Consider the following 23,657-nt stretch of genomic DNA (forward strand, 5'->3'; position numbering starts at 1 on the left):
ATATGGAACTTGATCTCTGGACTCAGAGCCTCGTCACTGCAATGACTGCGTTGTGGACAAAGGTGGCAAATTTCATTCCGAACCTGTTCGGCGCGCTGGTCGTGTTGCTGTTGGGTTTCGTCGTTGCGAAACTTTTGGACACTTTGTTGTCCAAGTTGCTCGCCAAGCTGGGTCTTGATCGACTGATGGGTGGCACCGGTCTGACTAAATTGCTGTCCCGGGCTGGCCTGCAGGTGCCGATCTCTACCCTGATTGGCAAGATTGTCTATTGGTTCGTTCTGCTGATTTTTCTGGTTTCTGCCGCAGAATCCCTTGGACTTGAGCGAGTTTCGGCTACGCTGGACATGCTTGCGCTGTATTTGCCGAAAGTATTTGGTGCCGCGCTGGTGCTGCTGGTGGGTGTGTTGCTGGCGCAACTGGCCAACGGGCTGGTGCGTGGTGCCGCAGAGGGTGTAGGGCTGGATTATGCTGCGGGCCTGGGGCGAATTGCCCAGGGCCTGGTGATTATCATCAGTATTTCGGTCGCAATCAGCCAGTTGGAGGTCAAGACTGACCTGCTCAACCACGTGATTGTGATTGTTTTGATTACCGTTGGTCTGGCGGTTGCGCTGGCAATGGGATTGGGAAGCCGGGAAATTGCCGGTCAGATTCTTGCGGGAATCTATGTGCGTGAGTTGTATCAGGTTGGGCAACAAGTGCGTGTTGGCGAGGTCGAAGGTCAGATCGAAGAGATCGGCACGGTTAAAACCACATTGCTGACCGATGAGGGTGAGCTAGTCTCTCTCTCCAATCGGATCCTCCTGGAGCAGCATGTGAGTAGCCGCTAACCCGGCAATCCCTGCTAATGTATGCCGCCGCAAAGTGCCCTGTAAGGGTGGCGGCGGACATTGACCTGACTGTCGGCCCGACTTGTTTTGAATAAAGCTCAATCGCTCTCCACGCGCTACGACCCCCGCGAGCTCTCTGATGAGGAGTTGGTCGCGCGCTCGCATACCGAGCTGTTTCACGTAACACGCGCCTATGAAGAACTGATGCGGCGTTACCAACGAACATTATTTAACGTCTGTGCACGATATCTGGGGAACGATCGCGACGCAGACGATGTCTGTCAGGAAGTGATGTTGAAGGTGCTGTATGGCCTGAAGAACTTCGAGGGCAAATCGAAGTTCAAGACGTGGCTCTACAGCATCACGTACAACGAATGCATCACGCAGTATCGGAAAGAACGGCGAAAGCGTCGCTTGATGGACGCTTTGAGTCTGGACCCCCTCGAGGAAGCGTCTGAAGAAAAGATGCCGAAACCCGAGGACAAGGCTGGACTTGATCGCTGGCTGGTGTATGTGAACCCGATTGACCGTGAAATTCTGGTGCTACGATTTGTCGCAGAGCTGGAATTTCAGGAGATCGCAGACATCATGCACATGGGTTTGAGTGCGACAAAAATGCGGTACAAACGTGCTCTAGATAAATTGCGTGAGAAATTTGCAGGCATTGCTGAAACTTAGTTCGGCGCAAATATCTCTTACGTGTAGGCAAGTTCTGATAGACTTGCCGCCGAGTTGTCCCCCGGTTTGCGGGACTGCTTCACAATCACCAGATGGGGATTTAACGGATGAAACTGAAAAACACCTTGGGCTTGGCCATTGGTTCTCTTATTGCTGCCACTTCGTTCGGCGCTCTGGCACAAGGCCAAGGCGCAGTTGAAATCGAAGGCTTCGCTAAGAAAGAACAATTCGACAGCGCTCGTAACTTCAAGAACAACGGCAACCTGTTCGGCGGTTCGATCGGTTACTTCCTGACCGACGACGTTGAACTGCGTCTGGCTTACGACGAAGTGCACAACGTGCGTTCCGACGACGGTCGTAACATCAAGGGTGCTAACACCGCTCTGGACGCTCTGTACCACTTCAACAACCCAGGCGACATGCTGCGTCCGTACGTATCGGCTGGTTTCTCCGATCAGAGCATCGGTCAGAACGGTTCGAACGGTCGTAACCGTTCCACCTTCGCCAACGTTGGCGGCGGTGCAAAACTGTACTTCACCGACAACTTCTACGCCCGTGCTGGCGTTGAAGCTCAATACAACATCGACCAGGGCGACACCGAGTGGGCTCCAAGCGTCGGTATCGGTGTGAACTTCGGTGGCGGCTCCAAGCCTGCTGCTGCTCCAGTTCCAGCACCAGCTGAAGTCTGCTCCGACAGCGACAACGATGGCGTGTGCGACAACGTTGACAAGTGCCCGGACACCCCAGCCAACGTAACTGTTGACGCTGATGGCTGCCCAGCAGTTGCTGAAGTTGTTCGTGTTGAGCTGGACGTGAAATTCGACTTCGACAAGTCGGTAGTCAAGCCTAACAGCTACGGCGACATCAAAAACCTCGCTGATTTCATGAAACAGTACCCATCCACCAGCACCACTGTTGAAGGTCACACTGACTCCGTCGGTCCTGACGCTTACAACCAGAAACTGTCCGAGCGTCGTGCAAACGCCGTTAAGCAAGTTCTGACCAACCAGTACGGTGTTGAATCGTCCCGCGTTCAGTCTGTTGGCTACGGCGAAACCCGCCCAGTTGCTGACAACAAAACTGACGCTGGTCGCGCTGTAAACCGTCGCGTAGAAGCGCAGGTTGAAGCTAACGCTAAGTAATTAGTTGCAGCTCTGAGAAAAGCCCGGCTTAGGCCGGGCTTTTCTTTGTCTGCGATTTGGTGAGGGAGGGTGAGTCAGGGAGATTCAAGCTGATTGATCGGCCGCCATCGCGGGCAAGCCGCGCTCCCACAGGGTCGGTGTTGCACGAGCTGCTACGGTTCCAATCACCAGAATGGCAGGGCTTTTGAGTTCGAAGCTGTGAGCAGCTCCTTCCATTGCCGCCAGATCGCTCCGACATTCCCGTTGGTGCGGCAGGGAAGCGTTTTCAATCATGGCCACCGGCGTATTCGCCGCCATCCCCCCAGCCAGCAGTTGCTCACGAATCTCGCTCAGCTTCGCCACGCCCATGTAAACCACCAGTGTCGTGCCACCTTGGGCCAGGGCCTGCCAGTTCAGGCTGCTGCCATCCTGAGTGTGGGCGGTGACCAGCGTCACGCCGCGGGCAACGCCCCTGAGGGTCAATGGAATATCGCATTGGGTCGCACCCGCCAGCCCGGCAGTGATGCCGTTGACCAGTTCGACTTCAACACCGCGCTCGCGCAGCCACTGCGCTTCCTCACCACCGCGGCCGAAGATGCATGGATCTCCACCCTTGAGCCGCACCACGCATTTGCCATGGCGGGCATAACGCAGCATCAGGCGATGAATGAAGGCTTGAGGCGTAGAGCGACACCCGCCGCGCTTGCCCACGGGAATAATCCGCGCGCCGGGGCAATGCTCGAGCACCGCGTCATTGACCAGATCGTCGATCAGCACCACATCCGCTTCTCTTAACGCCCGAACCGCCTTGAGGGTCAGTAATTCCGGGTCGCCGGGACCCGCACCCACCAGCCAGACTTTTGCGCTCATCGTGTTTTTCCTTACGAGATGACGGCGATTGGCTGCGCGGTGGCAGCCAGCAGACGCTTGATTTCTGGTACGCAGGAGCCGCATTGCGTGCCGCAGCCCAATTCTTGTTTCAGGCCCTGCAAGTCCAGGCCACGGCTAATGCCTGCACAGACCGCGCTTTGGCTGACGTTTTTGCAGTTGCACAGGGTTTTTGAGCCTGCTGCCACTGTTCCAGCGTTGCCCGGTGGCGCGCTCAGCGGCGCCAGCAGCCAGCGCCGCAGTTGTTTGTCGGCGCGCCCCTCAAGCCAAAGGTTTTGCAGCCAGTGCTGGGCGAGGGTTTCGCCGGCCAGGCGAATCGCGGTGATCCGGCCGTTCTCGATCCGCACGCGTTTGCCGATGGAGCGCCGTGGGTCGTCGTAGGCCAGTACTGGGCCTTCGTAGAGCCCCAGGCATTGATCGATGTCACGCAGCAGTTGCGCGTCAGGCGCGATGGCGCTGGCAGCGCGTATCAGCAGTGCAGGGCGCTCGCGGCCGATCAGGCTGAGGCTGGCGTAGGAAAACGCCTCACAGAGCGGTCGTAGCGTCTCAAAATGCTGTTGAACATTGCCCTCTATCAAAGCGAATAGCTTCCAAGGCAGTTGCACGGGCTCGAGTCGCACGCCGCTGTGTTTGAGTTCCGGTTGTTTCGAGAGTGGATCGAAGGCGGGCAGGGTGAGGGTATTCACGCCGCCCTTGAGAAAGCGATCACCAAAATGCATCGGCAGAAAGGCCTGGCCGGGCCGTACGCTTTCGTCGCTGGTGACCGGCACGATCACCGCGCCGCGACGACTTTTCAGGCTAATCAAGTCGCCGGGTTGCAAGCGATGCCGACGCAGTTCATCCAGGTGCAGGCTCAACACGGCTTCGCTGACGTGACCGAACAGCTGCGCGGCGGTGCCGGTGCGGCTCATGCCGTGCCATTGATCGCGTAGACGCCCGGTGATCAAGGTCAGAGGAAAGCGTGCGTCGCGTTGTTCTTTGGCCGCGCGATACGGATCAGCCACAAACTGAGCGCGTCCGCTGGCGGTCGGGAAAATACCGTCCAGATACAGGCGGGCGGTGCCTTTGCTGGCGCCAATGGGGAAGGGCCATTGCTGTGGGCCGAGGCGGTCGATCAGCTCGTGGCTGATGCCGGAAAGGTCTAGATCACGCCCTCGGGTCAGGTGTTTGTATTCGTCGAAAACCTGCGCTGGCGTTTCAAAGGCAAACAGGCTGTTTTGCCCGGGGCGCAGATGTTTTTCCAGGCGTTGTGCGAAATCCACCGTGATCGCCCAGTCGGCGCGTGCTTCACCGGGTGCGACGATGGCTCGGCGAACGTGGGAAATGCGCCGTTCGGAGTTGGTCACCGTGCCGTCTTTTTCGCCCCAACTGGCGGCGGGCAATAGCAGGTCGGCGAACGCGGCGGTTTCGGTGGTGCGAAAGGCTTCCTGCAACACCACGAACGGGCAGGCTTCCAGTGCGGCGCGCACGGCAGTCTGGTCCGGCAGCGATTGCGCAGGGTTGGTGCAGGCGATCCACAGGGCTTTGATTTTTCCGCTACGAACCTGCTCAAACAGCTCGATCGCGGTGAGCCCGGTGTGTTCGGGCAGGTGATCAACGCCCCAATAGGCCGCCACTTCCGCGCGATGCTCGGCATTGGCCGCTTCGCGATGGCCCGGCAGCAGGTTTGACAGACTGCCGGTTTCCCGTCCGCCCATGGCATTTGGCTGGCCGGTCAGGGAGAAAGGTCCTGCACCGGGACGGCCGATTTGCCCGGTGGCCAGGTGCAGATTGATCAGCGCACTGTTTTTCGCGCTGCCGGCAGTGGACTGGTTCAACCCCATGCACCACAGCGACAGGAAACTCTTGGAGGTGCCGACCCATTCGGCGCACTCCTGCAATTGCTCGACGCTGATCCCGCACAGCTGCGACACCATTTTCGGCGTGTAATCGCGCACCAGGTTCTTCAGCTCGGCCAGGCCTTCGGTGTGAGCCTGGATGAAGTCGCGGTCGATCCAGTCTTCCCACAGCAGCAGGTGCAGAATCCCATGGAACAAAGCGACATCGGTCCCGGGAAGAATCGCCAGGTGCAGGTCAGCCAAATCGCAGGTGTCGGTACGACGTGGGTCAACGACGATGACTTTCATCTGCGGGCGGCGGGATCTGGCTTCTTCCAGGCGACGAAAAAGTACCGGGTGGGCGTAGGCCATGTTACTGCCGACGATCATCACGCAGTCGCTCAACTCCAGGTCTTCGTAGCTGCACGGTGGTGCATCGGCCCCCAGGCTGCGTTTGTAGCCGACCACCGCAGACGACATGCACAGCCGCGAATTGCTGTCGATGTTGTTGGTGCCCACCAGCGCTCGCGCCAGTTTGTTGAAGGCGTAATAGTCCTCGGTCAGCAACTGCCCGGAAATATAGAACGCCACGCTGTCCGGGCCGTGTTCGGCGATGGTTTGCGCGAAGACATGGGTCGCATGGTCGAGGGCTGTGTCCCAGTCGGTGCGGCTGCGAGCCAGGCCTTTGCCAAGGCGCAATTCGGGGTACAACGCTCGCGCGGTCAAGTCGCCCGTCAGGTGCAGGGTAGAGCCTTTGCTGCACAACTTACCGAAGTTGGCCGGGTGGCTCGGGTCGCCGCTGACGCCGAGGATGCGCTCGCCGTCATGCTCGATCAGCACGCCGCAGCCGACCCCGCAGTAGCAGCAGGTGGAAGCGGTGATCTGGTTCATCAGCTTGCTTCCCGGCCTGAGTGTCCTGCGTCTCCGAGGGCCTGCTCCATAAACGAAGAGCTGCCAAACATCAGGTGATCACGGATCTCGCCGATGGCGTGATTCTCACGGATTTGCCGGAAATACCAACCGCCATCTTCCGTATCGCCATACAGACAGGCGCCGACCAGCACGTCATCTTTGATCACCAGTTTTTTGTAGATCCCGCCGATCGGGTCGGAGAGGGTGATGGTCTCGGTGCCTTCGCCGCCCATGAAGTCGCCGGCGGAAAACAGGTCGATGCCGGTGACTTTCAGTTTGGTCGACGTCACCGAGCCCTTGTAGGTGGCGAAGCCCAGTTGCGCGAGGTGGTTGGCGCAGACCTTGGCCTGTTCGAACAGCGGCGCGACCAGACCGTAGGCGGTGCCACGATGGTTGGCGCATTCACCGATGGCATAGACCCGAGGGTCGTAGGTTTGCATCGTGTCATTGACCAGAATCCCGCGATTGCAGGGGATGCCGGATTTTTCTGCCAGTTCGGTGCTTGGGCGAATACCGGCGGCCATCACCACCAGGTCGGCGGGGATGATGTCGCCGTACTTGAATTCAACCGAACCGACCCGGCCGTTGCCGGCGTCGTGCAGGGCCTGAGTCTGTTCGCTCAGGCGAAAATGCAGGCCGCGGGCTTCCAGGGCGGTTTGCAGGAGTTGACCACTGGTTTTATCCAGTTGCCGCTCCAGCAACCACTCGCCGATGTGCACCACGGTGACGTGCATGCCGCGCAGCATCAGGCCGTTTGCGGCTTCGAGGCCGAGCAGGCCGCCACCGATCACCACGGCGTGCTTGTGGGTTTTCGCGGTGTTGATCATGACCTGGGTGTCGGCGATGTCGCGATAGCCGATCACGCCCTGCAAGGTGTTGCCGGGAATCGGCAGGATGAACGGAGTCGAGCCGGTGGCGATCAGCAGGCGATCGTATTCGGCCTCGGTACCGTCTTCGGCGATGACGCGGCGTTTGACCCGGTCGATCTCCACCACTTTGCGGTTGAGCAGTAACTTGATGCTGTTGTCCAGGTACCAGTCGAGATCGTTGAGCACGATCTCTTCAAAAGTGTGCTCACCGGCCAGGACCGGCGACAGCAGGATGCGGTTGTAGTTGGTATGGGGTTCGGCGCCGAAGACGGTGATGTCGTACAGCTCATTGCTCAGCTTGAGCAGTTCTTCAAGGGTACGGACCCCGGCCATGCCGTTGCCGATCATCACCAGTTTCAATTTTTTCATCAGGTTCTCCGGGGAGCTCGGACCCGCCTCATCAAGGCTTTCAGGTCTTGCTCGACAAATTTTGCGCAAACAAAAAAAGGCGTCCCGCTAGTTGCCTAGCGAGGACGCCTTTGTCCTGGTCCCGTTCTCTCGGGAAGCGCATCCTTCGTCGTTGAAGGCTGGGCTTTATGTCTGTTGGGAGAGGTAATGCAGTGGTTGTGCCAAGTGCTTCAGGTTCCCGGATTTGTAGGGTTTTATCGTGGTCTCGGCATTTGATGGGAACGCTTTTGCACCGATTCAATGCACGTCGCCCGCAATTGGCGCGGTTTCTGTAGCAGCTGGCGGAGCCTGCGTTCGGCTGCGCAGCAGTCGCGATTTCAGGCGCTGCGGTGTGACAGTTACAACGTGCAGGCAGGGTTTTACGACTGCTCCGCAGCCGAACGCAGGCTTCGCCAGCTGCTACAAGGGTTCGACGCTAGCCATGAAATAGCACAACCAGCAGCACCAGATTCACCACCAACATCACCAGCGCCAACGTCCGCCACACCTTCAACGGCTCGCGCTCCAGCAACGGTCTGGGCCGCACACTCAAACTTCGCCGCTCACCCTGTTCCAGCAGCAGCAACCATTCTTCCGCCGTTTCAAAGCGCTGACCCGGATCCACCGCCACCGCACGCTCCAGGCTTTGGGCGATCCAGTCCGGCAGGTCGGGGCGGTAGCGGCTGGCACTGACGGGCACACCAAACCGTGGACGCTGGAAGGCTTCGATTTCGCCGTAGGGATAATGCCCGGTCAGCAGGAAATACAGGGTCACGCCGACGGCATACAAGTCCTGCTGCGGCGTCGGTGCGTCACCGCGAAAGGCTTCCGGCGCGATATAGCTCGGTGTTCCGGGCAGGGCCGTGGGCTGATCTTCGGACAGACCGGGGCAGTAGGCGAGACCGAAATCCAGCAGGCGCAATTCGCCGTCGTCGCCCAGCAACAGGTTCTCCGGCTTGATGTCGCGATGAAGGATCTGCCGGCGATGCAGCATGCCGACGGCTTTCAACAGGCGCTCGGCCAAATCCTGCCATTGCGCCAGCGGCAGCGCAGCGACCTGTTCGTGCAGGGCCGCCAGGGTAGAACCGGAATATTCGCGCATCACGTAGTACAAATGCTGACGTTGACTGGCGGCATGGACTTCAGGGAAATGCCGTCCGGCCACGCGTTTGAGAAACCATTCCTCCGACAGCAACGCCTGCCCGGCCAGGTGATCGTCGCGCAGCGCAGCGGGCAAGGTTTTCAGCAGCCAGGGTTGTTGGTGGCTGTCGCGAACCCGGTAGAGCAACGATTGCTGGCTCTGGCCGAGAATCCCTTCGACCTGCCAACCCTCGAACACCTGACCCGGTTTCAGTGCGGGTGGAAGCGGCCATTGCTGCAAATGAATCAACGCATCGCCAATGCTCGTTTCACCGAGGGCATCGACCCGCACCAGCAGGGCGCTGGCATTGTCCTGGCTACCAGCCAAATGCGCTGCGCTGACCAGGGTTTGCGCGGCACTGTGCAGGTCCGGTTGATCGCGCAGAATCGCCGCAATGGCGGTGTCGCCCAAGACTGCCCAGATACCGTCGCTGAGCAGCACGAAGCTTTCGTTTAACCGCAACTCGCCATCGAGAAAATCCAGGACCAAATGCTGATCGAGCCCCAGCGCCCGTTTGAGCACATGCTGCATGCCCGGTTGGTCCCAGACGTGATCCTCGCTGACTCGTTGCAAGGTGTCGGCGTGCCAGCGATAAACCCGGCAATCGCCCACATGGGCCAGGGTAAAACGCCTACCGCGCATGACCAAGGCACTGACCGTTGTGAGTAGCGGTTGCCCACCGCCATTGGCCTGCAGCCAGCGATTTTGCGCCAACAGCAGGCGGTCCAGCGCCTGTGCGACACCCCAGGTTTCCGGGGTGGCGTAATAGTCCAGCGCCAGGGCCTGCAAGGTCGAACGGGCGGCGAGCCCGCCGTCGGCGCACTGGCTGACCCCGTCGGCGATGGCGAACAGGTATCCCTTGCTCGCCGCCAGCGCCGGGGCCGGAGTGACCAGGCGCAGGGCGTCCTGATTCTCCTCGCGAGGGCCGATGGCGCTCGCTTCGGCAAAGCTCAGTTGCAGGCTCATTAAGGCCTCAGACCCGGGCAGCAGTCACAGCGGCCGAACCCCAGGTGGTTCTCCAGCGACGTTTCACCCCGTGCAGGCCGAACCAGGCGAGCACGCCGAGGCTGGCGAACAACCACAAGGCCAGTTGATAGCTGCCGGTGCTTTGCTTGATCGCGCCCATGCCTGCCGCCAGGGCGAAACCACCGATGCCGCCGGCCATACCGATCAACCCGGTCATCACGCCGATCTCCCGACGAAAACGCTGCGGGACCAGTTGGAAAACCGCACCGTTACCTGCACCCAAACCGAGCATGGTGCAGACGAAGAGCGCCAGTGCCGCGTAGGAACTTGGCAGGTTGAAACCCACCGCCGCGATGCAGACCGCTGCGACCGTATACATCCCCAGCAACGTGCGAATCCCGCCGAAACGGTCGGCCAGCGCGCCGCCCAATGGACGCATCAGGCTGCCGCCGAACACGCAGGCCGCGGTGTAGTAGCCGGCGGTCACCGGGCTCAGGCCGTATTGGTCGTTGAAGTAGCCGGGCAGGGCGCTGGCCAGGCCGATGAAGCCGCCGAAGGTCACGCTGTAGAAAAACATGAACCACCAACTGTCGCGGTCGCCCAATGCCTTCAAGTAGTCGGACATGGACTTGGCTTTCGGCCGCTCAGGGGCGTTTTTGGCCAGCCAGGCGAAAACGATGATGGTCAGGATCAGGGGGATCAGGGCGAAACCGAACACGTTGCTCCAGCCAACTGCGGCCGCCAGCACCGGGGCGATCAATGCGGCGAGCACGGTGCCCGAGTTGCCTGCACCGGCGATGCCCAGGGCTTTGCCTTGATGCTGCGGCGGATACCATTGCGACGCCAGCGGCAGTGCGACGGCGAACGACGCACCGGCCATGCCGAGGAACAGGCCCAGCACCAGCGCTTGCTCGTAGCTGTGGATGCCGAGTTTCCAGGCACCGAACAGCGCACAGATAACGATCACCTGGCCGATCAGCCCGGCGGTTTTCGGCGACAGGCGATCAGCCAGCAAGCCCATGACAAAGCGCAGCACGGCACCGGCCAGAATCGGCGTGGCCACCACCAGCCCGCGCTGTTGGGTGGTCAGGTGCAGGTCGGCGGCGATCTGCACCGCCAAGGGGCCGAGCAGGTACCAGACCATGAAACTCAGGTCGAAATAGAGGAACGCTGCGAACAACGTCGGCTTGTGACCGGATTTCCAGAAGCTTGAATTCATCGCGCACCTCAGCTGTAGGGAGTCTCGAGAAGGAGTCAGGAGCTTGCAGGTGGGGCGCCGCCTCGGCCGCACCACCGGCCCCGATCTCCGGGGCCAAAACGAAAAAACGCCGCCACCCGATTCGCCTTGGGCAAATGAGGTGAGCGACGTCTTTGTCGTAGGTGGGGCAACCGCCGTTGGTTACCTGTGTGGATTACGTAGCCAGATCTGTGCCAACAGTCGGAGACCGAGTCGCGGCGGTTCGCGGGCAAGCCTCGCTCCTACAAGTATTGCGCTTACTCTTGTAGGAGCGAGGCTTGCCCGCGAAGGCGTCCTTCAGCCAAGCAACTCACTCATGGCAATAATCTGCTCCGCCACCTGAATCAGCTTCTGCTGGCGGCTCATGGCCTGGCGGCGCATCAGGGTGTAGGCCTCTTCCTCGTTGCAGTCCTTCATTTTCATCAGCAGCCCCTTGGCCAGCTCGATGCGCTTGCGCTCGGCCAGTTGCTGGTCGCGGGCGTTGAGCTGGGCGCGCAGGGCCTGGTCGCTTTCAAAGCGGGCCATAGCCACGTCGAGAATCGGCTGCAAGCGTTGTGCGTGAATGCCTTCGACGATGTAGGCACTGACCCCGGACTTGATCGCCTGGCGCATCACATCGGGGTCGTGTTCGTCGGTAAACATCACAATCGGCCGCGGCTGATCGCGGCTCACGAGCACCACTTGCTCCATCACATCGCGGCTCGGTGACTCGGTATCGATCAGGATCACGTCCGGACGCACCGTTTCGACGCGCGCGGGCAGGTCGATGGTCAGGCCTGATTCGTCGATTACCTCGAACCCGGCTTCGGTCAGGGCGGCTTTCAGGCGACCGACTTTCTTCGCGGTGTCGTTGATCAGCAGGATACGCAACATGTTCGCAGTCTCCTGTCAGCGGCTGGCGAGAAGGGGTGAGCTGTCGCTCATGGCGTGCAGCTTGAAACTGCGCGCATAGCCGGTCGGGTCGGAGCCGTCCCAGATTTTGCCGTCGATCAACTGGCTACTGCGCATGTCCTGACCTTGGGCGACAACACCGACTGCGCTGGCGGCCTCACGGTACACGTCTAGTTGCTGGACCTGACGGGCCACGCCGAGGTAGTCCGGGTCGTCGCGCAACAAACCCCAGCGGCGGAACTGGGTCATGAACCACATGCCGTCGGACAAGTACGGCAGGTTGACCTCACCGTCCGCATGGAAGCGCAGTGCGTGCGGGTCCTGCCAGCGATTGCCGAGGCCGTCGGCGTAGTCGCCGAGCAAGCGCGGTTCGATGCAATCGAGCGGCGCATCGAGGTATTCGGGGGCGCTCAACAGCTTCGCGGTGCTGCGACGGTTTTCGCTGTTTTCCTCGATGAAGCGACTGGCTTCGAGGATCGCCATCACCAGCGCCCGGGCGGTGTTGGGGTATTGCTCGACAAAGGTGCGGGTGCAACCGAGGACTTTTTCCGGGTGATCGGGCCAGATGGTCTGGCTTGTCGCCATCGTGAAGCCCAGATTCTGCTTCACCGCGCTGGCGGACCACGGCTCGCCAACGCAGAAGCCATCGATGCGCCCGGCTTGCAGGTGCGCGACCATTTGCGGCGGTGGCACCACCACACTGTCGACGTCCTGCAACGGATGGATGCCCTGGCTCGCCAGCCAGTAATACAGCCACATGGCGTGGGTGCCGGTGGGAAATGTCTGGGCGAAGGTCAGTTTTGGGCGACTTTGGTGCACGTGCCGGTCCAGTGCTTCAGGACTGGTCACCCCCAACGCTTGCAAGCCGTGAGAAAGATTGATGCTCTGGCCGTTCTGGTTCAGGCCCATGAGCACCGCCATGTCGGTCGGCGCCACGCCGCCGATGCCCAGGTGCACGGCGTAAATCAGACCGTACAGGCTGTGGGCGGCGTCGAGTTCGCCGCTGACCAGTTTGTCCCGCAGGTTGGCCCAGGACGACTGGCGCTTGAGGTTCAGGGTCAGGCCGTAAGGCTGCGCAAAACCCTGCGTGGCCGCGACCACCACCGAGGCGCAGTCACTCAGGGCCATGAAGCCAAGATTGATTTCGGTCTTTTCCGGGGCATCGCTGCCATTGACCCAGGCCAACGGGCCCGCTGTGGTTTCATTCATGGCTAAACACCTTCCAAAAAAAAGCGCCGTACCGGGCTGCTTGCCAGGGCAAGGCCAAGTGACGACGCCTTTGTCTTTCGACTCATCCCGTCGTTGGCATGAGTGCTGATGCCTTTGCTGGTGCAAGGCATATGCCATCGCCCGCCGATTTTGTTGCGCACCTCGCTTGCGACCGCGATGCCCGGCTATAATCGCCGCCTCATTTCGCCGCCATTCGAGTCAAAACCACCCATGTACACCCTGGCCCGTCAGCTGTTGTTCAAACTTTCCCCGGAAACCTCCCACGATCTGTCCCTGGACCTGATCGGCGCGGGCGGGCGTTTGGGCCTCAACGGCTTGCTGTGCAAGGCACCGGCGAAAATGCCGGTGAACGTCATGGGGCTGGAGTTTCCGAACCCGGTAGGTTTGGCGGCCGGTCTGGACAAGAACGGCGCGGCCATCGACGGTTTCGCCCAGCTGGGTTTCGGCTTTGTCGAAATCGGCACCATCACCCCGCGTCCGCAGCCGGGCAATCCGAAACCACGGATTTTCCGTCTGCCGGATGCCGAAGCGATCATCAACCGCATGGGTTTCAACAACCTCGGCGTCGATCACCTGCTGGCCCGCGTGGCGGCGGCCAAGTACAAAGGCGTGCTGGGCATCAACATCGGCAAGAACTTTGATACACCGGTTGAGCGCGCGGTCGACGACTACCTGATCTGCCTGGACAAGGTCTACGCCCACGCCAGCTACGTGACGGTCAACGTCAGCTCGCCGAACACCCCGGGGCTGCGCAGCCTGCAATTCGGCGATTCGCTCAAGCAATTGCTCGCCGATCTGGCGACCCGTCGCGCAGAACTGGCGTTGCGCCACGGCAAACATGTCCCGCTGGCGATCAAGATCGCGCCGGACATGACCGACGAAGAAACCGCGCAGGTCGCGCAGGCGTTGATCGAAACCGGGATGGACGCGGTGATTGCCACCAACACCACCCTGAGCCGTGTGGGCGTTGAAGGCATGGAGCACGGTGACGAGGCGGGCGGTCTGTCCGGCGCTCCGGTTCGCGACAAGAGCACCCACACCGTGAAGGTATTGGCCGCCGAACTGGCCGGTCGGTTGCCAATCATCGCTGTGGGCGGCATCACCGAAGGCAAGCACGCGGCCGAGAAAATCGCCGCGGGTGCGAGCCTGGTGCAGCTCTACTCCGGCTTCATCTACAAAGGCCCGGCGTTGATTCGCGAGTCCGTCGACGCTATCGCCGCCCTACGCTGACTTGTAGCAGCTGCCGAGCACCGCGAGGCTGCGTTCGGCTGCGAAGCAGTCGTAAACCCTGCATGCACGGTGTATGAGCAAGACCGCGGTGCTTGATTTTACGACTGCTTCGCAGCCGAACGCAGCCTCGCAGGCTCGGCAGCTGCTACAAGGGAATTGCGTTTCGGCAAAAAGCAGGCATAAAAAAGGGCTCCTCGAAGGAGCCCCTGGGCCGGAGCCCGCCGCCCGGATGGGGCGTGCGTGGTAAGTCGTTTCGTAATCAGATTGTCGTGTCGGAGTGTTGTGCCCTGTGTTAGCCGACGGCGTGAAGTTCGTTGAGTCTATGGATTCCCGCAGTGCCGGTCATACCGTCCCAGTTGTCGCCGCGTCCTTCTCGCCAGCCGTTAATCCAGGCTTGACGTACCGACGGTAGAGTAAATGGGCAAAGCTCACGGGATTTGCCACCAACGCCATATTGATATCCGCGCAAAAATGCTCTTTCCAACGGATCACGCTTAAGTCTTCTCATAGGGTGTTGCCCTCACTTGTTGACTGTATTTATCGCGTCGACCTCAATTGAGGTCTGGCAGAAAAACTTCTGCCGTTGGGGCTCGCTGCCGGCGTCGCGAGCCAAGGTGTTGACGCCGTTGCGACGTCAACCTGTGTTGAGTTCTAACCAATGCGTCACATCGAGGGAATGATCGTTTTGTCATAAGAACGTAACCAGAAAGATGCTAAGGCCATAAGTAACGCGATGTTTGTCCCATGTTTATTGGCCAAAGCCCTGTATGATCGGCCCCCCGCAGGATGATGGGGTTAATCCTTTAGTGAGAATGGCTCCTGTTGAGCAGGAGGACTATTCGACGAAGGGTCGACTTATGACATTTTGTTGCATTAACTTTTTTATCTGCCCGTGCATCTAAGCTCTTCTAACCTGAGCAGCACGGGTGGGACGGCACACCTTCGTGCCACGCGGGCGCTCTTTTAGAAAAGCGCCTGATTGAAAACCGGGCCGGCAATGCGTTGCCGGTTCACTTAGCTAAAGGCTTTGAAATTCCAATGTCCGATCAATTCGAAATCTTCCTCACTTGCCCCAAAGGCCTTGAAGGCCTGCTCATCGAGGAAGCCGTCGGGCTTGGCCTTGAAGAAGCGCGTGAGCACACTTCGGCCGTGCGTGGCATGGCCACCATGGAAACCGCTTATCGCCTGTGCCTGTGGTCGCGTCTGGCGAACCGGGTGTTGCTGGTGCTCAAGCGTTTCCCGATGAAGGACGCCGAAGACCTGTACCACGGCGTGCTCGACATCGAGTGGCAAGACCACATGCTCAACGACGGCACCCTGGCCGTCGAATTCAGCGGCCACGGTTCGGGCATCGACAACACTCACTTCGGCGCCCTGAAAGTCAAAGACGCCATCGTCGACAAACTGCGCACCCCGCAAGGCGACCGTCCGTCCATCGACAAGCTCAACCCGGACCTGCGCATTCACCTGCGTCTGGACCGTGGCGAAGCGATCCTCTCCCTCGACCTCTCCGGCCACAGCCTGCACCAGCGCGGTTATCGCTTGCAGCAGGGCGCGGCGCCGCTGAAGGAAAACCTCGCGGCTGCGATCCTGATCCGTTCCGGCTGGCCACGCATTGCGGCCGATGGCGGCGCCCTGGCTGACCCGATGTGCGGTGTTGGTACGTTCCTCGTCGAAGCGGCGATGATCGCCGCCGACATGGCGCCGAACCTGCGTCGCGAGCAGTGGGGCTTCACCGCCTGGCTCGGTCACGTCCCGGCGCTGTGGAAAAAGCTCCACGAAGAAGCGACCGAACGCGCCGCCGCCGGTCTGGCCAAGCCACCGCTGTGGATTCGTGGTTACGAAGCCGACCCGCGCCTGATTCAACCGGGCCGCAACAACGTCGAGCGTGCGGGCCTGAGCGAGTGGATCAAGATCTACCAGGGCGAAGTCGGCACGTTCGAGCCGCGTCCGGACCAGAACCAGAAAGGCCTGGTGATCTGCAACCCGCCGTACGGCGAGCGTCTGGGCGACGAGGCGAGCTTGCTCTACCTCTACCAGAACCTTGGCGAGCGTCTGCGTCAGGCTTGCCTGAACTGGGAAGCGGCGGTGTTCACCGGCGCGCCGGACCTGGGCAAGCGCATGGGCATCCGCAGCCACAAACAGTATTCGTTCTGGAACGGCGCCTTGCCGTGCAAACTGCTGCTGATCAAAGTCACCCCGGACCAATTCGTCACTGGCGAGCGTCGCACCCCGGAACAGCGTCAGGTCGAGCGCGAGCAGGCGGAGTACGATCAGGCGCCGAACGAGCCGCAGGAACGCCAGTACAACAAAAACGGTAACCCGATCAAACCGGCCGCGGCACCCGCTCCGGTGATCGAGCAACCGCGCTTGAGCGAAGGCGGGCAGATGTTTGCCAACCGTCTGCAAAAGAACCTCAAGGCCCTGGGCAAGTGGGTCAAGCGTGAAGGCATCGACTGCTACCGCGTCTACGATGCCGACATGCCGGAATATTCCATGGCCATCGATCTGTATCAGGATTGGGTCCACGTCCAGGAATACGCCGCGCCGAAATCCATCGACCCGGAAAAAGCCTCGGCGCGCATGTTTGACGCCCTGGCGGCCATTCCGCAGGCGTTGAACATCGACAAGAGCCGCGTGGTGGTCAAGCGCCGCGAGCGTCAGAGCGGCACCAAGCAATACGAACGCCAAGCGGCGCAGGGCAAGTTCGTCGAGGTCAACGAAGGTGGCGTGAAGCTGCTGGTCAACCTCACTGACTATCTCGACACCGGGCTGTTCCTCGACCACCGTCCAATGCGCATGCGTATCCAGAAAGAGGCGGCCGGCAAACGCTTCCTCAATCTGTATAGCTACACCGCGACCGCCAGTGTTCACGCGGCCAAGGGCGGCGCACGCAGCACCACCAGCGTCGACCTGTCGAAAACCTACCTGGACTGGGCGCGTCGCAACCTGTCGCTGAACGGTTTCTCGGACAAGAACCGTCTGGAGCAGGGTGACGTGATGGCGTGGCTCGATGCCTGCCGTGACGAATACGACCTGATCTTCATCGACCCGCCGACGTTCTCCAACTCCAAGCGCATGGAAGGGATCTTCGACGTGCAGCGCGACCAGGTGCAGTTGATCGACCTGGCCATGGCGCGCCTGGCGCCGGGTGGCGTGTTGTACTTCTCCAACAACTTCCGCAAATTCACGCTCGAGGAAAACCTCACCGAGCGTTATGCCGTTGAAGAAATCACCGCCCAGACCATCGATCCGGATTTCGCCCGTAATGGCAAGATCCACCGTGCCTGGAAAATCACGGCCCGTTGACAGATAAATGATTGGATCCACAGAGCCTTGATTTTTAAAGGCTCTTGGCTTCTTTCTGTGCTGGTCAAATTGATGGCTAATAGCTATAACTCAACGCATGGCCAATGGGCTTTCCCGCACTGGCGTTTTGAGTTGCGTTTATGTCGTTTCACGCCGTGCGCCCCAAGATCCTGGGTTTTATCAGTGAAGATGTCTCGGCCTGGCTGATCGCGCTGCTGGTATTGCTCGTCGGCGGGATTCTGACCGGGTTGCTGGCCTGGTCGACACTGAATCTGTTTCACCATCAATTACGGCAACGCTTCCAGCTGCTCGCCAGTGAACGTTACAGCCGTATCGAAGAACGTTTCGAAGATCAGGAGCAGCGCCTCGACGGGCTGCGCCGATTCTTCGCCAATTCCCAGTCGGTCTCCCGCGAGGAGTTCGACGGCTATACCCAACCGTTGCTGCACCGCACCGAGGCGTATTCATTCGCTGCGCGGGTGACCCGTGATGAGCGGGCGGCGTTCGAGCGCAAGGTGCGCGAAGAGGGTTTCAGCGACTTCACCCTTCGTGAGCTTAATGCCGACGGCCAATTGCAATTGGCCGCCGAACGGGATGAGTACGTGGCGGTGCTTTACAGCCAGACCCGAAGCCGGCTCGGCTCGCCGCTAGGGTACGACTTGTTCGCCCAGCCGTTGCGCCGCGCCACCCTTGATCGGGCCGACAGTTCGGGCAGCATGGCCGTCTCGCAACCGATGCATCTGGTCGGCATCGAGCCGGCCTATGCGCGGGGTGTGCTGCTGGTGGCGCCGGTCAAGCGCCAGAGTGACGCGTCCACGGCGGCCACGGCGACCACAAAGCCCTACGGTTATGTCATGGCGGTGATCAGCATGCGTCAGCTGCTGGCGGACGGGTTGCCGGAGTCCACTTATGACTATCTCTCGGTGCGCATCCTCGACCTGTCCACCGACGATCAGCACGAAGTGCTTTACGAGTCCTATAACTCACCTGCTGCCAGCGAATTGTCCGCGACACGCCTGCTGCGTCTGGCCGACCACGACTATCAAGTCGACATCCAGCCCAGCGAAGCGTTTCTGCAAGCCAACCATTCCTCGGTGACCAGTCTGGTGGTGCTCGGGAGCTTGCTCAGTGTGCTACTCAGTGCGTTGCTCTACGTGCTGGTCAGCCAGCGCCAGCGTGCGCTGAGGATGGTCGAGCAGCGCACCCAGGAGTTGCACGACCGCGAGCAGGAATTGCGCGGCACTCACGGCCAGTTGCGCGGCGTGCTGAATGCCGCGACTCAAGTGGCGATCATTGCCACCGACCTGCGTGGCGTCATCAGCACCTTCAACGCCGGGGCCGAGCAAATGTTGGGTTACTCCAGCGCTGAAGTGGTGGGGCGCATGACCCTGGAAAACCTGCACTTTCCCCGCGAGCTGGTCGCACGCTCGGCGGAGTTGAGTGCGCGGTATGGCAAGCCGATTCCGACCTGTCAGGCGATGTTGGTCGAAGGCGGAGAAGAAGGTGGTCACGAAGCGCGGGAGTGGACGCTGGTCCGTCAGGATGGCAGCCATCTGACGGTGAATATGCTCGCGACTCCGGTACTCGACGAGCAAGGCCTGTGGGTCGGGCACCTGGCGGTCTGCATCGACATCACCGAACGCAAGCGCGTTCACGAAGCCCTGGCCGCGCGCGACCTGTTACTGAAAAAACTCAGCGCTCATGTGCCCGGTGGCATTTATCAATTCAAGATGGAATTCGACGGTCGCTTCAGCGTGATCTACGCCAGCGACGGGATCCGTGAGATCTACGAACTCGAGCCGGACGTGCTGCTGTTCAACGCGGAAGCGATTTTCACGCGGATTCATCCGCAGGACACGACTCGTGTGCGGGCCTCGATCCGCGCGTCGGCGGATACGCTCAGCCCGTGGCGCGAGGAATACCGCGTGCAACTGCCTCAGCGCGGCCTGCGCTGGGTTCGCGGCGAGGCGACCCCGGAGGAACTGCCTGGCGGCGGCGTGCTCTGGCATGGCTACATTTCCGATATTTCCGATCTGAAACGGGTGGAAGAAGAGCTGCGGGCGCTGTCGATCACCGACTCTCTGACCGGGATCCACAACCGCCGCTATTTTCAAGAGCGGCTGACCACCGAAATGGCCCGGGTCGAGCGCGGTGGTGGCGAGTTGTCGGTGATCATGCTCGACATCGACCACTTCAAACGCATCAACGACCTGCATGGCCATGCCGTAGGCGATCGGGTGTTGCAGGTCGTGTGCGAGCGCATCAGTCTTCGCCTGCGCCGTACCGACGTGTTCTGTCGCCTGGGGGGCGAGGAATTCATGGTGCTGTGCCCGGACATCGACGGCGAACAGGCTCACGTACTGGCCTTGCAGCTGTGGCAAGGATTGCGCAGTTCACCGATCGAAGGCGTGGGGACCGTGACCGCGAGTTTCGGGATTGCCAGTTGGCGAGTCGGAGAGGGCGCGGACGCGCTGTTGCTGCGGGCGGATTCGGGCGTTTACGCGGCGAAGCAGGCGGGACGGGATCGGGTCGAGCCGCAAACCAGCTAAAGCCACCTGCAAAACCCTTGTGGGAGCGGGTGTTTTTTAAAGTCGCATGCAAAACCCTGTGGGAGCGAGCCTGCTCGCGATGAGGGCCTGACATTCAACGTTGATGTTGACTGTCATACCGCTATCGCGAGCAGGCTCGCTCCCACATTTGGATCTATGGGGTTCTTTGGATTTGGGTTAGAGCACCGAAGCCGTTTCCGGCACTTTCGGCTGGCGATACAGGTCCAGCAGCACCTGATCCAGTACCGACGATGCGCCAAACGGGGCCTTGTCGTTGAGGATGGCCACCACCGCCCAGGTGTTGCCATTGACGTCTCGGCTGAAGCCGGAGATCGCGCGCACGGTGTTCAGGGTGCCGGTCTTGACGTGGGCTTCGCCGCGCATCGCGGTGGTTTTCAAGCGTTTGCGCATGGTGCCGTCGGTACCGGCAATCGGCATCGAACTGATGAACTCGGCGGAGTACGGGCTGCGCCACGCGGCTTGCAGCATCGCCGCCATTTCACGGGCACTCACACGTTCGGCGCGGGACAGGCCGGAGCCGTTTTCCATCACCAGATGCGGCGCGGTGATGCCTTTCTTCGCCAGCCATTGACGCACCACACGCTGAGCGGCCTTGGCGTCGTCACCGTCGGCGTCGGTGCGGAATTTCTGGCCCAGGCTCAGAAACAACTGCTGAGCCATGGTGTTGTTACTGTATTTGTTGATGTCGCGAATGATTTCCGCCAGATCCGGCGAGTAGGCCCGCGCCAGCACCTTGGCGTTGCTCGGCGTCGGCGCCAGACGATCCCTGCCCTGGATGCTGCCGCCCAGTTCTTTCCAGATCGCGCGTACGGCACCGGCGGTGTAGGTCGCGTGGTCAAGCAGCGACAGATAGGTCTGCGAGCTGCAGCCATCGCCCAACTGGCCACCGACCGTCACGGTCACGCTGCCATCGGGCTGGGTCACCGGGTTGTAGCGCACGCCACCGGTGCATTGCTTGGAATTGATCGCTTTGACCTGGTTCTCGATGTTGATGCTGGCAATCGGCGGTTCCACCGACACCAGGACCCGGCCGTTGTCGTTGCGCGCGACAAAGCGCAGGGCCTTGAGGTTGACCAGCAGCGAGTCGGGTTTGACCAGGAACGGTTTGTTTTCGTCATTACCGTCATCGTTGAATTCCGGCAGTTGCGGTTGCACGAAGAAATTGCGGTCCAGCACCAGATCGCCGGTGACTTGCGTCACACCGTTGGCCCGGAGGTCGCGCATCAGCAACCAGAGTTTTTCCATGTTCAGCTTCGGATCGCCGCCACCCTTGAGGTAGAGGTTACCGTTGAGAATGCCGCCGCTGAGGGTGCCGTCGGTGTAGAACTCGGTTTTCCACTGATGGTTCGGGCCGAGCATTTCCAGCGCGGCATAGGTGGTCACCAGCTTCATGGTCGAGGCCGGGTTGACCGACACGTCAGCGTTGTAAACGGTCGGGGTGCCCGGGCCGTTCAGCGGAATCATCACCAGCGACAGGGCGCTGTCCGGAAGCTTGCTGGCCTTGAGGGCTTTTTCGACGTTGGGTGACAGGCCGGTGTTGATGGAGGCGGCGGAAACGGAGAAGGCCAGGGGGAGAAGGAAACCGGCCAGCAGCAATGGACGCAAAGATTTGATCATGTGAAATAAAACCCTACATTCGAGGGGAAAAAAGACGAGGGCATGAAAATAAATTCCCTCAGTGGTCATGAAAGTGTCGGCATTATGCCCCAAGGTGTAACGGCTTGTGCCTTGCCGTGGCCCTCTAATCCGCAATTTTTTTACCGGCGGTAACTGTAGAGCTGCCGAGAGACGGGCAATCAGCGCCTTAAACTGCTAAAGTGCCGCCCGTTATTACTTATGAGGATTGTTCCAATGGCGACTAACCGTTCCCAGCGTCTGCGCAAAAAACTGTGCGTCGATGAATTTCAAGAGCTGGGTTTCGAGCTGAACCTGGATTTCAAAGAAGATTTGGCTGATGAAGCCATTGATGCTTTCCTCGACGCGTTCCTGAAAGAAGCCATGGAAGCCAACGGTCTGGGCTATGTTGGCGGCGACGACTTCGGTCTGGTTTGCCTGCAGAAGCGTGGCTCGGTGTCCGAAGAGCAGCGCGCTGCTGTTGAAGCCTGGCTCAAAGGCCGCAGCGAACTGACCGAAGCAACCGTCAGCCCGCTGATCGACGTCTGGTACCCGGAAAAGCCGATCAATCCGGTAGCTTGATGTCATAAAAGAAGCGGCGACCCAAGGGTCGCCGTTTTTTTATGTCCGGAAGATCAGAAGCTCGCAGCCTCGTTGCACTCGACAGCTGCTACAGGGGATCGCACTCCTTGTAGCAGCTGTCGAGTGAAACGAGGCTGCGTTTTTCAGGCCTTACGCCAATTCAGAATCACCAGCGTCAACACCCCCGCGACAATCCCCCAAAACGCCGAACCAATGGAAAACAGTGTCAGCCCCGACGCCGTGACCATAAAGGTGATCAACGCCGCCTCACGTTCCTTCACTTCGGTCATGGCAATGCTCAGGCCATTGATGATCGAGCCGAACAGCGCCAGCGCCGCAATCGACAGCACCAACTCTTTAGGCAGCGCCGCAAACAACGCCGCCAGCGTCGCGCCGAACACCCCGGCAATCCCGTAGAAAATCCCGCACCAGACCGCCGCCGTGTAGCGCTTGTTACGATCTTCATGGGCATGCGGCCCGGTGCAGATCGCCGCGCTGATGGCCGCCAGGTTGATTCCGTGGGAGCCGAACGGCGCCAGCAGCAGCGAGGCGATGCCGGTGGTGGTGATCAGCGGCGAGGCCGGCACGGTGTAGCCGTCGGCGCGCAATACGGCGATGCCGGGCATGTTTTGCGAGGTCATCGCCACCACAAACAGCGGAATACCGATGCTGATGGTCGCGGCCAGGGAGAAGTGCGGCGTGGTCCAGACCGGCGTCGCCACTTCCAGATGGAAACCGCTGAAGTCCAGCAAACCCATGAACCCCGACAGCGCCGTGCCGATCAGCAGCGCCGCGAGCACGGCATAACGTGGCGACAGGCGCTTGACCAGCAGATAAGTGAAGAACATCCCAAGCACCAGCCCGGTACGGTGCTGGGCGGCGACGAAGATTTCGCTGCCGATCTTGAACAGAATCCCCGCCAGCAACGCTGCGGCCAATGACGCCGGAATCTTTTTCACCAGGCGTTCGAAGCTGCCGGTCAGGCCGCAAATGGTCACTAGCACTGCGCAGGTAATGTAGGCGCCGATGGCTTCGCCGTAGGTCACGCCGCCCAGGCTTGTGATCAACAACGCCGCGCCGGGGGTCGACCAGGCGATGGTGATTGGCGTGCGATATCGCAGGGACAGGCCGATCGAGCACACCGCCATGCCAATCGAGATCGCCCAGATCCACGATGAAATCTGCCCGCTGGTCAGGCCCGCCGCTTGTCCGGCCTGAAACATCAGGACCAGGGAGCTGGTGTAGCCGGTCATCATCGCGATGAACCCGGCGACAATGGCGGACGGTGAGGTATCGGCCAGCGGGCGGAGCTGCGTGTGCGTGGCGTCGTTCATGACAGCGGTGTTCCTTATACAGATGAAGATGTCGAAGCAACGCTTAACCTTGTA

Annotated in this window: 16 protein-coding genes and 1 pseudogene; 7 read left to right on the plus strand and 10 right to left on the minus strand. The window is 60.5% G+C overall.

Going from position 1 to position 23,657, the window contains the following annotated elements; genetic code table 11:
* The first annotated feature begins 2 nt into the window (after window positions 1-2).
* From ACYZT6_RS07545 to ACYZT6_RS07555, 3 genes are all read left to right on the plus strand, one after another.
* On the plus strand, window positions 3-827 hold the full coding sequence (locus tag ACYZT6_RS07545; protein ID WP_008027407.1) for a mechanosensitive ion channel family protein: 825 nt from the start codon (window positions 3-5) through the stop codon (window positions 825-827).
* A gap of 87 nt (window positions 828-914) precedes the next feature.
* The gene (gene sigX / locus ACYZT6_RS07550; protein WP_461988078.1) at window positions 915-1,505 is read left to right on the plus strand and encodes an RNA polymerase sigma factor SigX; all 591 of its coding nucleotides are present in this window, start codon (window positions 915-917) and stop codon (window positions 1,503-1,505) included.
* Window positions 1,506-1,612: 107 nt separating this feature from the next.
* Window positions 1,613-2,647, plus strand: coding sequence for an OmpA family protein (locus ACYZT6_RS07555; protein ID WP_462026342.1), 1,035 nt, complete (start codon window positions 1,613-1,615; stop codon window positions 2,645-2,647).
* Window positions 2,648-2,731: 84 nt separating this feature from the next.
* Here ACYZT6_RS07555 and cobA read toward each other — a convergent pair whose 3' ends face one another.
* The 7 genes and pseudogenes from cobA to ACYZT6_RS07590 form a co-directional block, all read right to left on the minus strand.
* Window positions 2,732-3,496 carry a uroporphyrinogen-III C-methyltransferase gene (cobA, locus tag ACYZT6_RS07560; protein ID WP_462026343.1) on the minus strand — a complete coding sequence of 255 codons (765 nt, stop codon included), beginning with the start codon at window positions 3,494-3,496 and terminating at the stop codon, window positions 2,732-2,734.
* A gap of 11 nt (window positions 3,497-3,507) precedes the next feature.
* A complete protein-coding gene (locus ACYZT6_RS07565; RefSeq protein ID WP_462026344.1) occupies window positions 3,508-6,222 on the minus strand; it encodes a nitrate reductase in 2,715 nt (904 codons plus the stop codon).
* 2 nt (window positions 6,223-6,224) lie between these two features.
* Window positions 6,225-7,481: pseudogene (locus ACYZT6_RS07570) on the minus strand (NAD(P)/FAD-dependent oxidoreductase); the annotation flags it as partial.
* 454 nt (window positions 7,482-7,935) lie between these two features.
* The gene (locus ACYZT6_RS07575) at window positions 7,936-9,606 is read right to left on the minus strand and encodes a protein kinase domain-containing protein (protein WP_462026345.1); all 1,671 of its coding nucleotides are present in this window, start codon (window positions 9,604-9,606) and stop codon (window positions 7,936-7,938) included.
* Window positions 9,607-9,613: 7 nt separating this feature from the next.
* The gene (locus tag ACYZT6_RS07580; RefSeq protein WP_131060002.1) at window positions 9,614-10,825 is read right to left on the minus strand and encodes a nitrate/nitrite transporter; all 1,212 of its coding nucleotides are present in this window, start codon (window positions 10,823-10,825) and stop codon (window positions 9,614-9,616) included.
* A 315-nt stretch (window positions 10,826-11,140) separates the two neighbouring features.
* Window positions 11,141-11,716: an ANTAR domain-containing response regulator gene (locus ACYZT6_RS07585; RefSeq protein ID WP_008146285.1), complete on the minus strand. Its 576-nt coding sequence runs from the start codon at window positions 11,714-11,716 to the stop codon at window positions 11,141-11,143.
* A gap of 15 nt (window positions 11,717-11,731) precedes the next feature.
* Entirely contained in the window at window positions 11,732-12,943 is a 1,212-nt protein-coding gene (locus ACYZT6_RS07590) for a CmpA/NrtA family ABC transporter substrate-binding protein (RefSeq protein WP_462026346.1), read from the minus strand.
* 231 nt (window positions 12,944-13,174) lie between these two features.
* On the opposite strand from ACYZT6_RS07590, the gene ACYZT6_RS07595 reads away from it, so the two are divergent.
* Window positions 13,175-14,194: a quinone-dependent dihydroorotate dehydrogenase gene (locus tag ACYZT6_RS07595; RefSeq protein WP_131060000.1), complete on the plus strand. Its 1,020-nt coding sequence runs from the start codon at window positions 13,175-13,177 to the stop codon at window positions 14,192-14,194.
* 292 nt (window positions 14,195-14,486) lie between these two features.
* Here the strand turns inward: ACYZT6_RS07595 and rmf are convergent, their stop codons facing one another.
* On the minus strand, window positions 14,487-14,702 hold the full coding sequence (gene rmf, locus ACYZT6_RS07600) for a ribosome modulation factor (protein WP_003223300.1): 216 nt from the start codon (window positions 14,700-14,702) through the stop codon (window positions 14,487-14,489).
* Window positions 14,703-15,232: 530 nt separating this feature from the next.
* Between rmf and rlmKL the strand changes: the two genes are divergently transcribed.
* On the plus strand, window positions 15,233-17,503 hold the full coding sequence (gene rlmKL / locus ACYZT6_RS07605) for a bifunctional 23S rRNA (guanine(2069)-N(7))-methyltransferase RlmK/23S rRNA (guanine(2445)-N(2))-methyltransferase RlmL (protein WP_462026347.1): 2,271 nt from the start codon (window positions 15,233-15,235) through the stop codon (window positions 17,501-17,503).
* A gap of 140 nt (window positions 17,504-17,643) precedes the next feature.
* Entirely contained in the window at window positions 17,644-20,052 is a 2,409-nt protein-coding gene (locus ACYZT6_RS07610) for a sensor domain-containing diguanylate cyclase (protein ID WP_462026348.1), read from the plus strand.
* Window positions 20,053-20,229: 177 nt separating this feature from the next.
* Here the strand turns inward: ACYZT6_RS07610 and dacB are convergent, their stop codons facing one another.
* Complete coding sequence (gene dacB / locus ACYZT6_RS07615; RefSeq protein WP_462026349.1) at window positions 20,230-21,690, minus strand: D-alanyl-D-alanine carboxypeptidase/D-alanyl-D-alanine endopeptidase; 1,461 nt, start codon at window positions 21,688-21,690, stop codon at window positions 20,230-20,232.
* Between the two features lie 234 nt (window positions 21,691-21,924).
* Here dacB and ACYZT6_RS07620 point away from each other — a divergent pair, with 234 nt between their 5' ends.
* Window positions 21,925-22,269 (plus strand): YggL family protein, encoded by a 345-nt coding sequence (locus tag ACYZT6_RS07620; protein WP_007896965.1) that lies wholly within the window; start codon window positions 21,925-21,927, stop codon window positions 22,267-22,269.
* A gap of 143 nt (window positions 22,270-22,412) precedes the next feature.
* On the opposite strand, the gene ACYZT6_RS07625 is transcribed toward ACYZT6_RS07620, so the two are convergent.
* Window positions 22,413-23,603, minus strand: coding sequence for a benzoate/H(+) symporter BenE family transporter (locus ACYZT6_RS07625; protein WP_462026350.1), 1,191 nt, complete (start codon window positions 23,601-23,603; stop codon window positions 22,413-22,415).
* Window positions 23,604-23,657 lie beyond the last annotated feature (54 nt).

It is taken from the genome of Pseudomonas sp. RT6P73 (assembly GCF_054897715.1).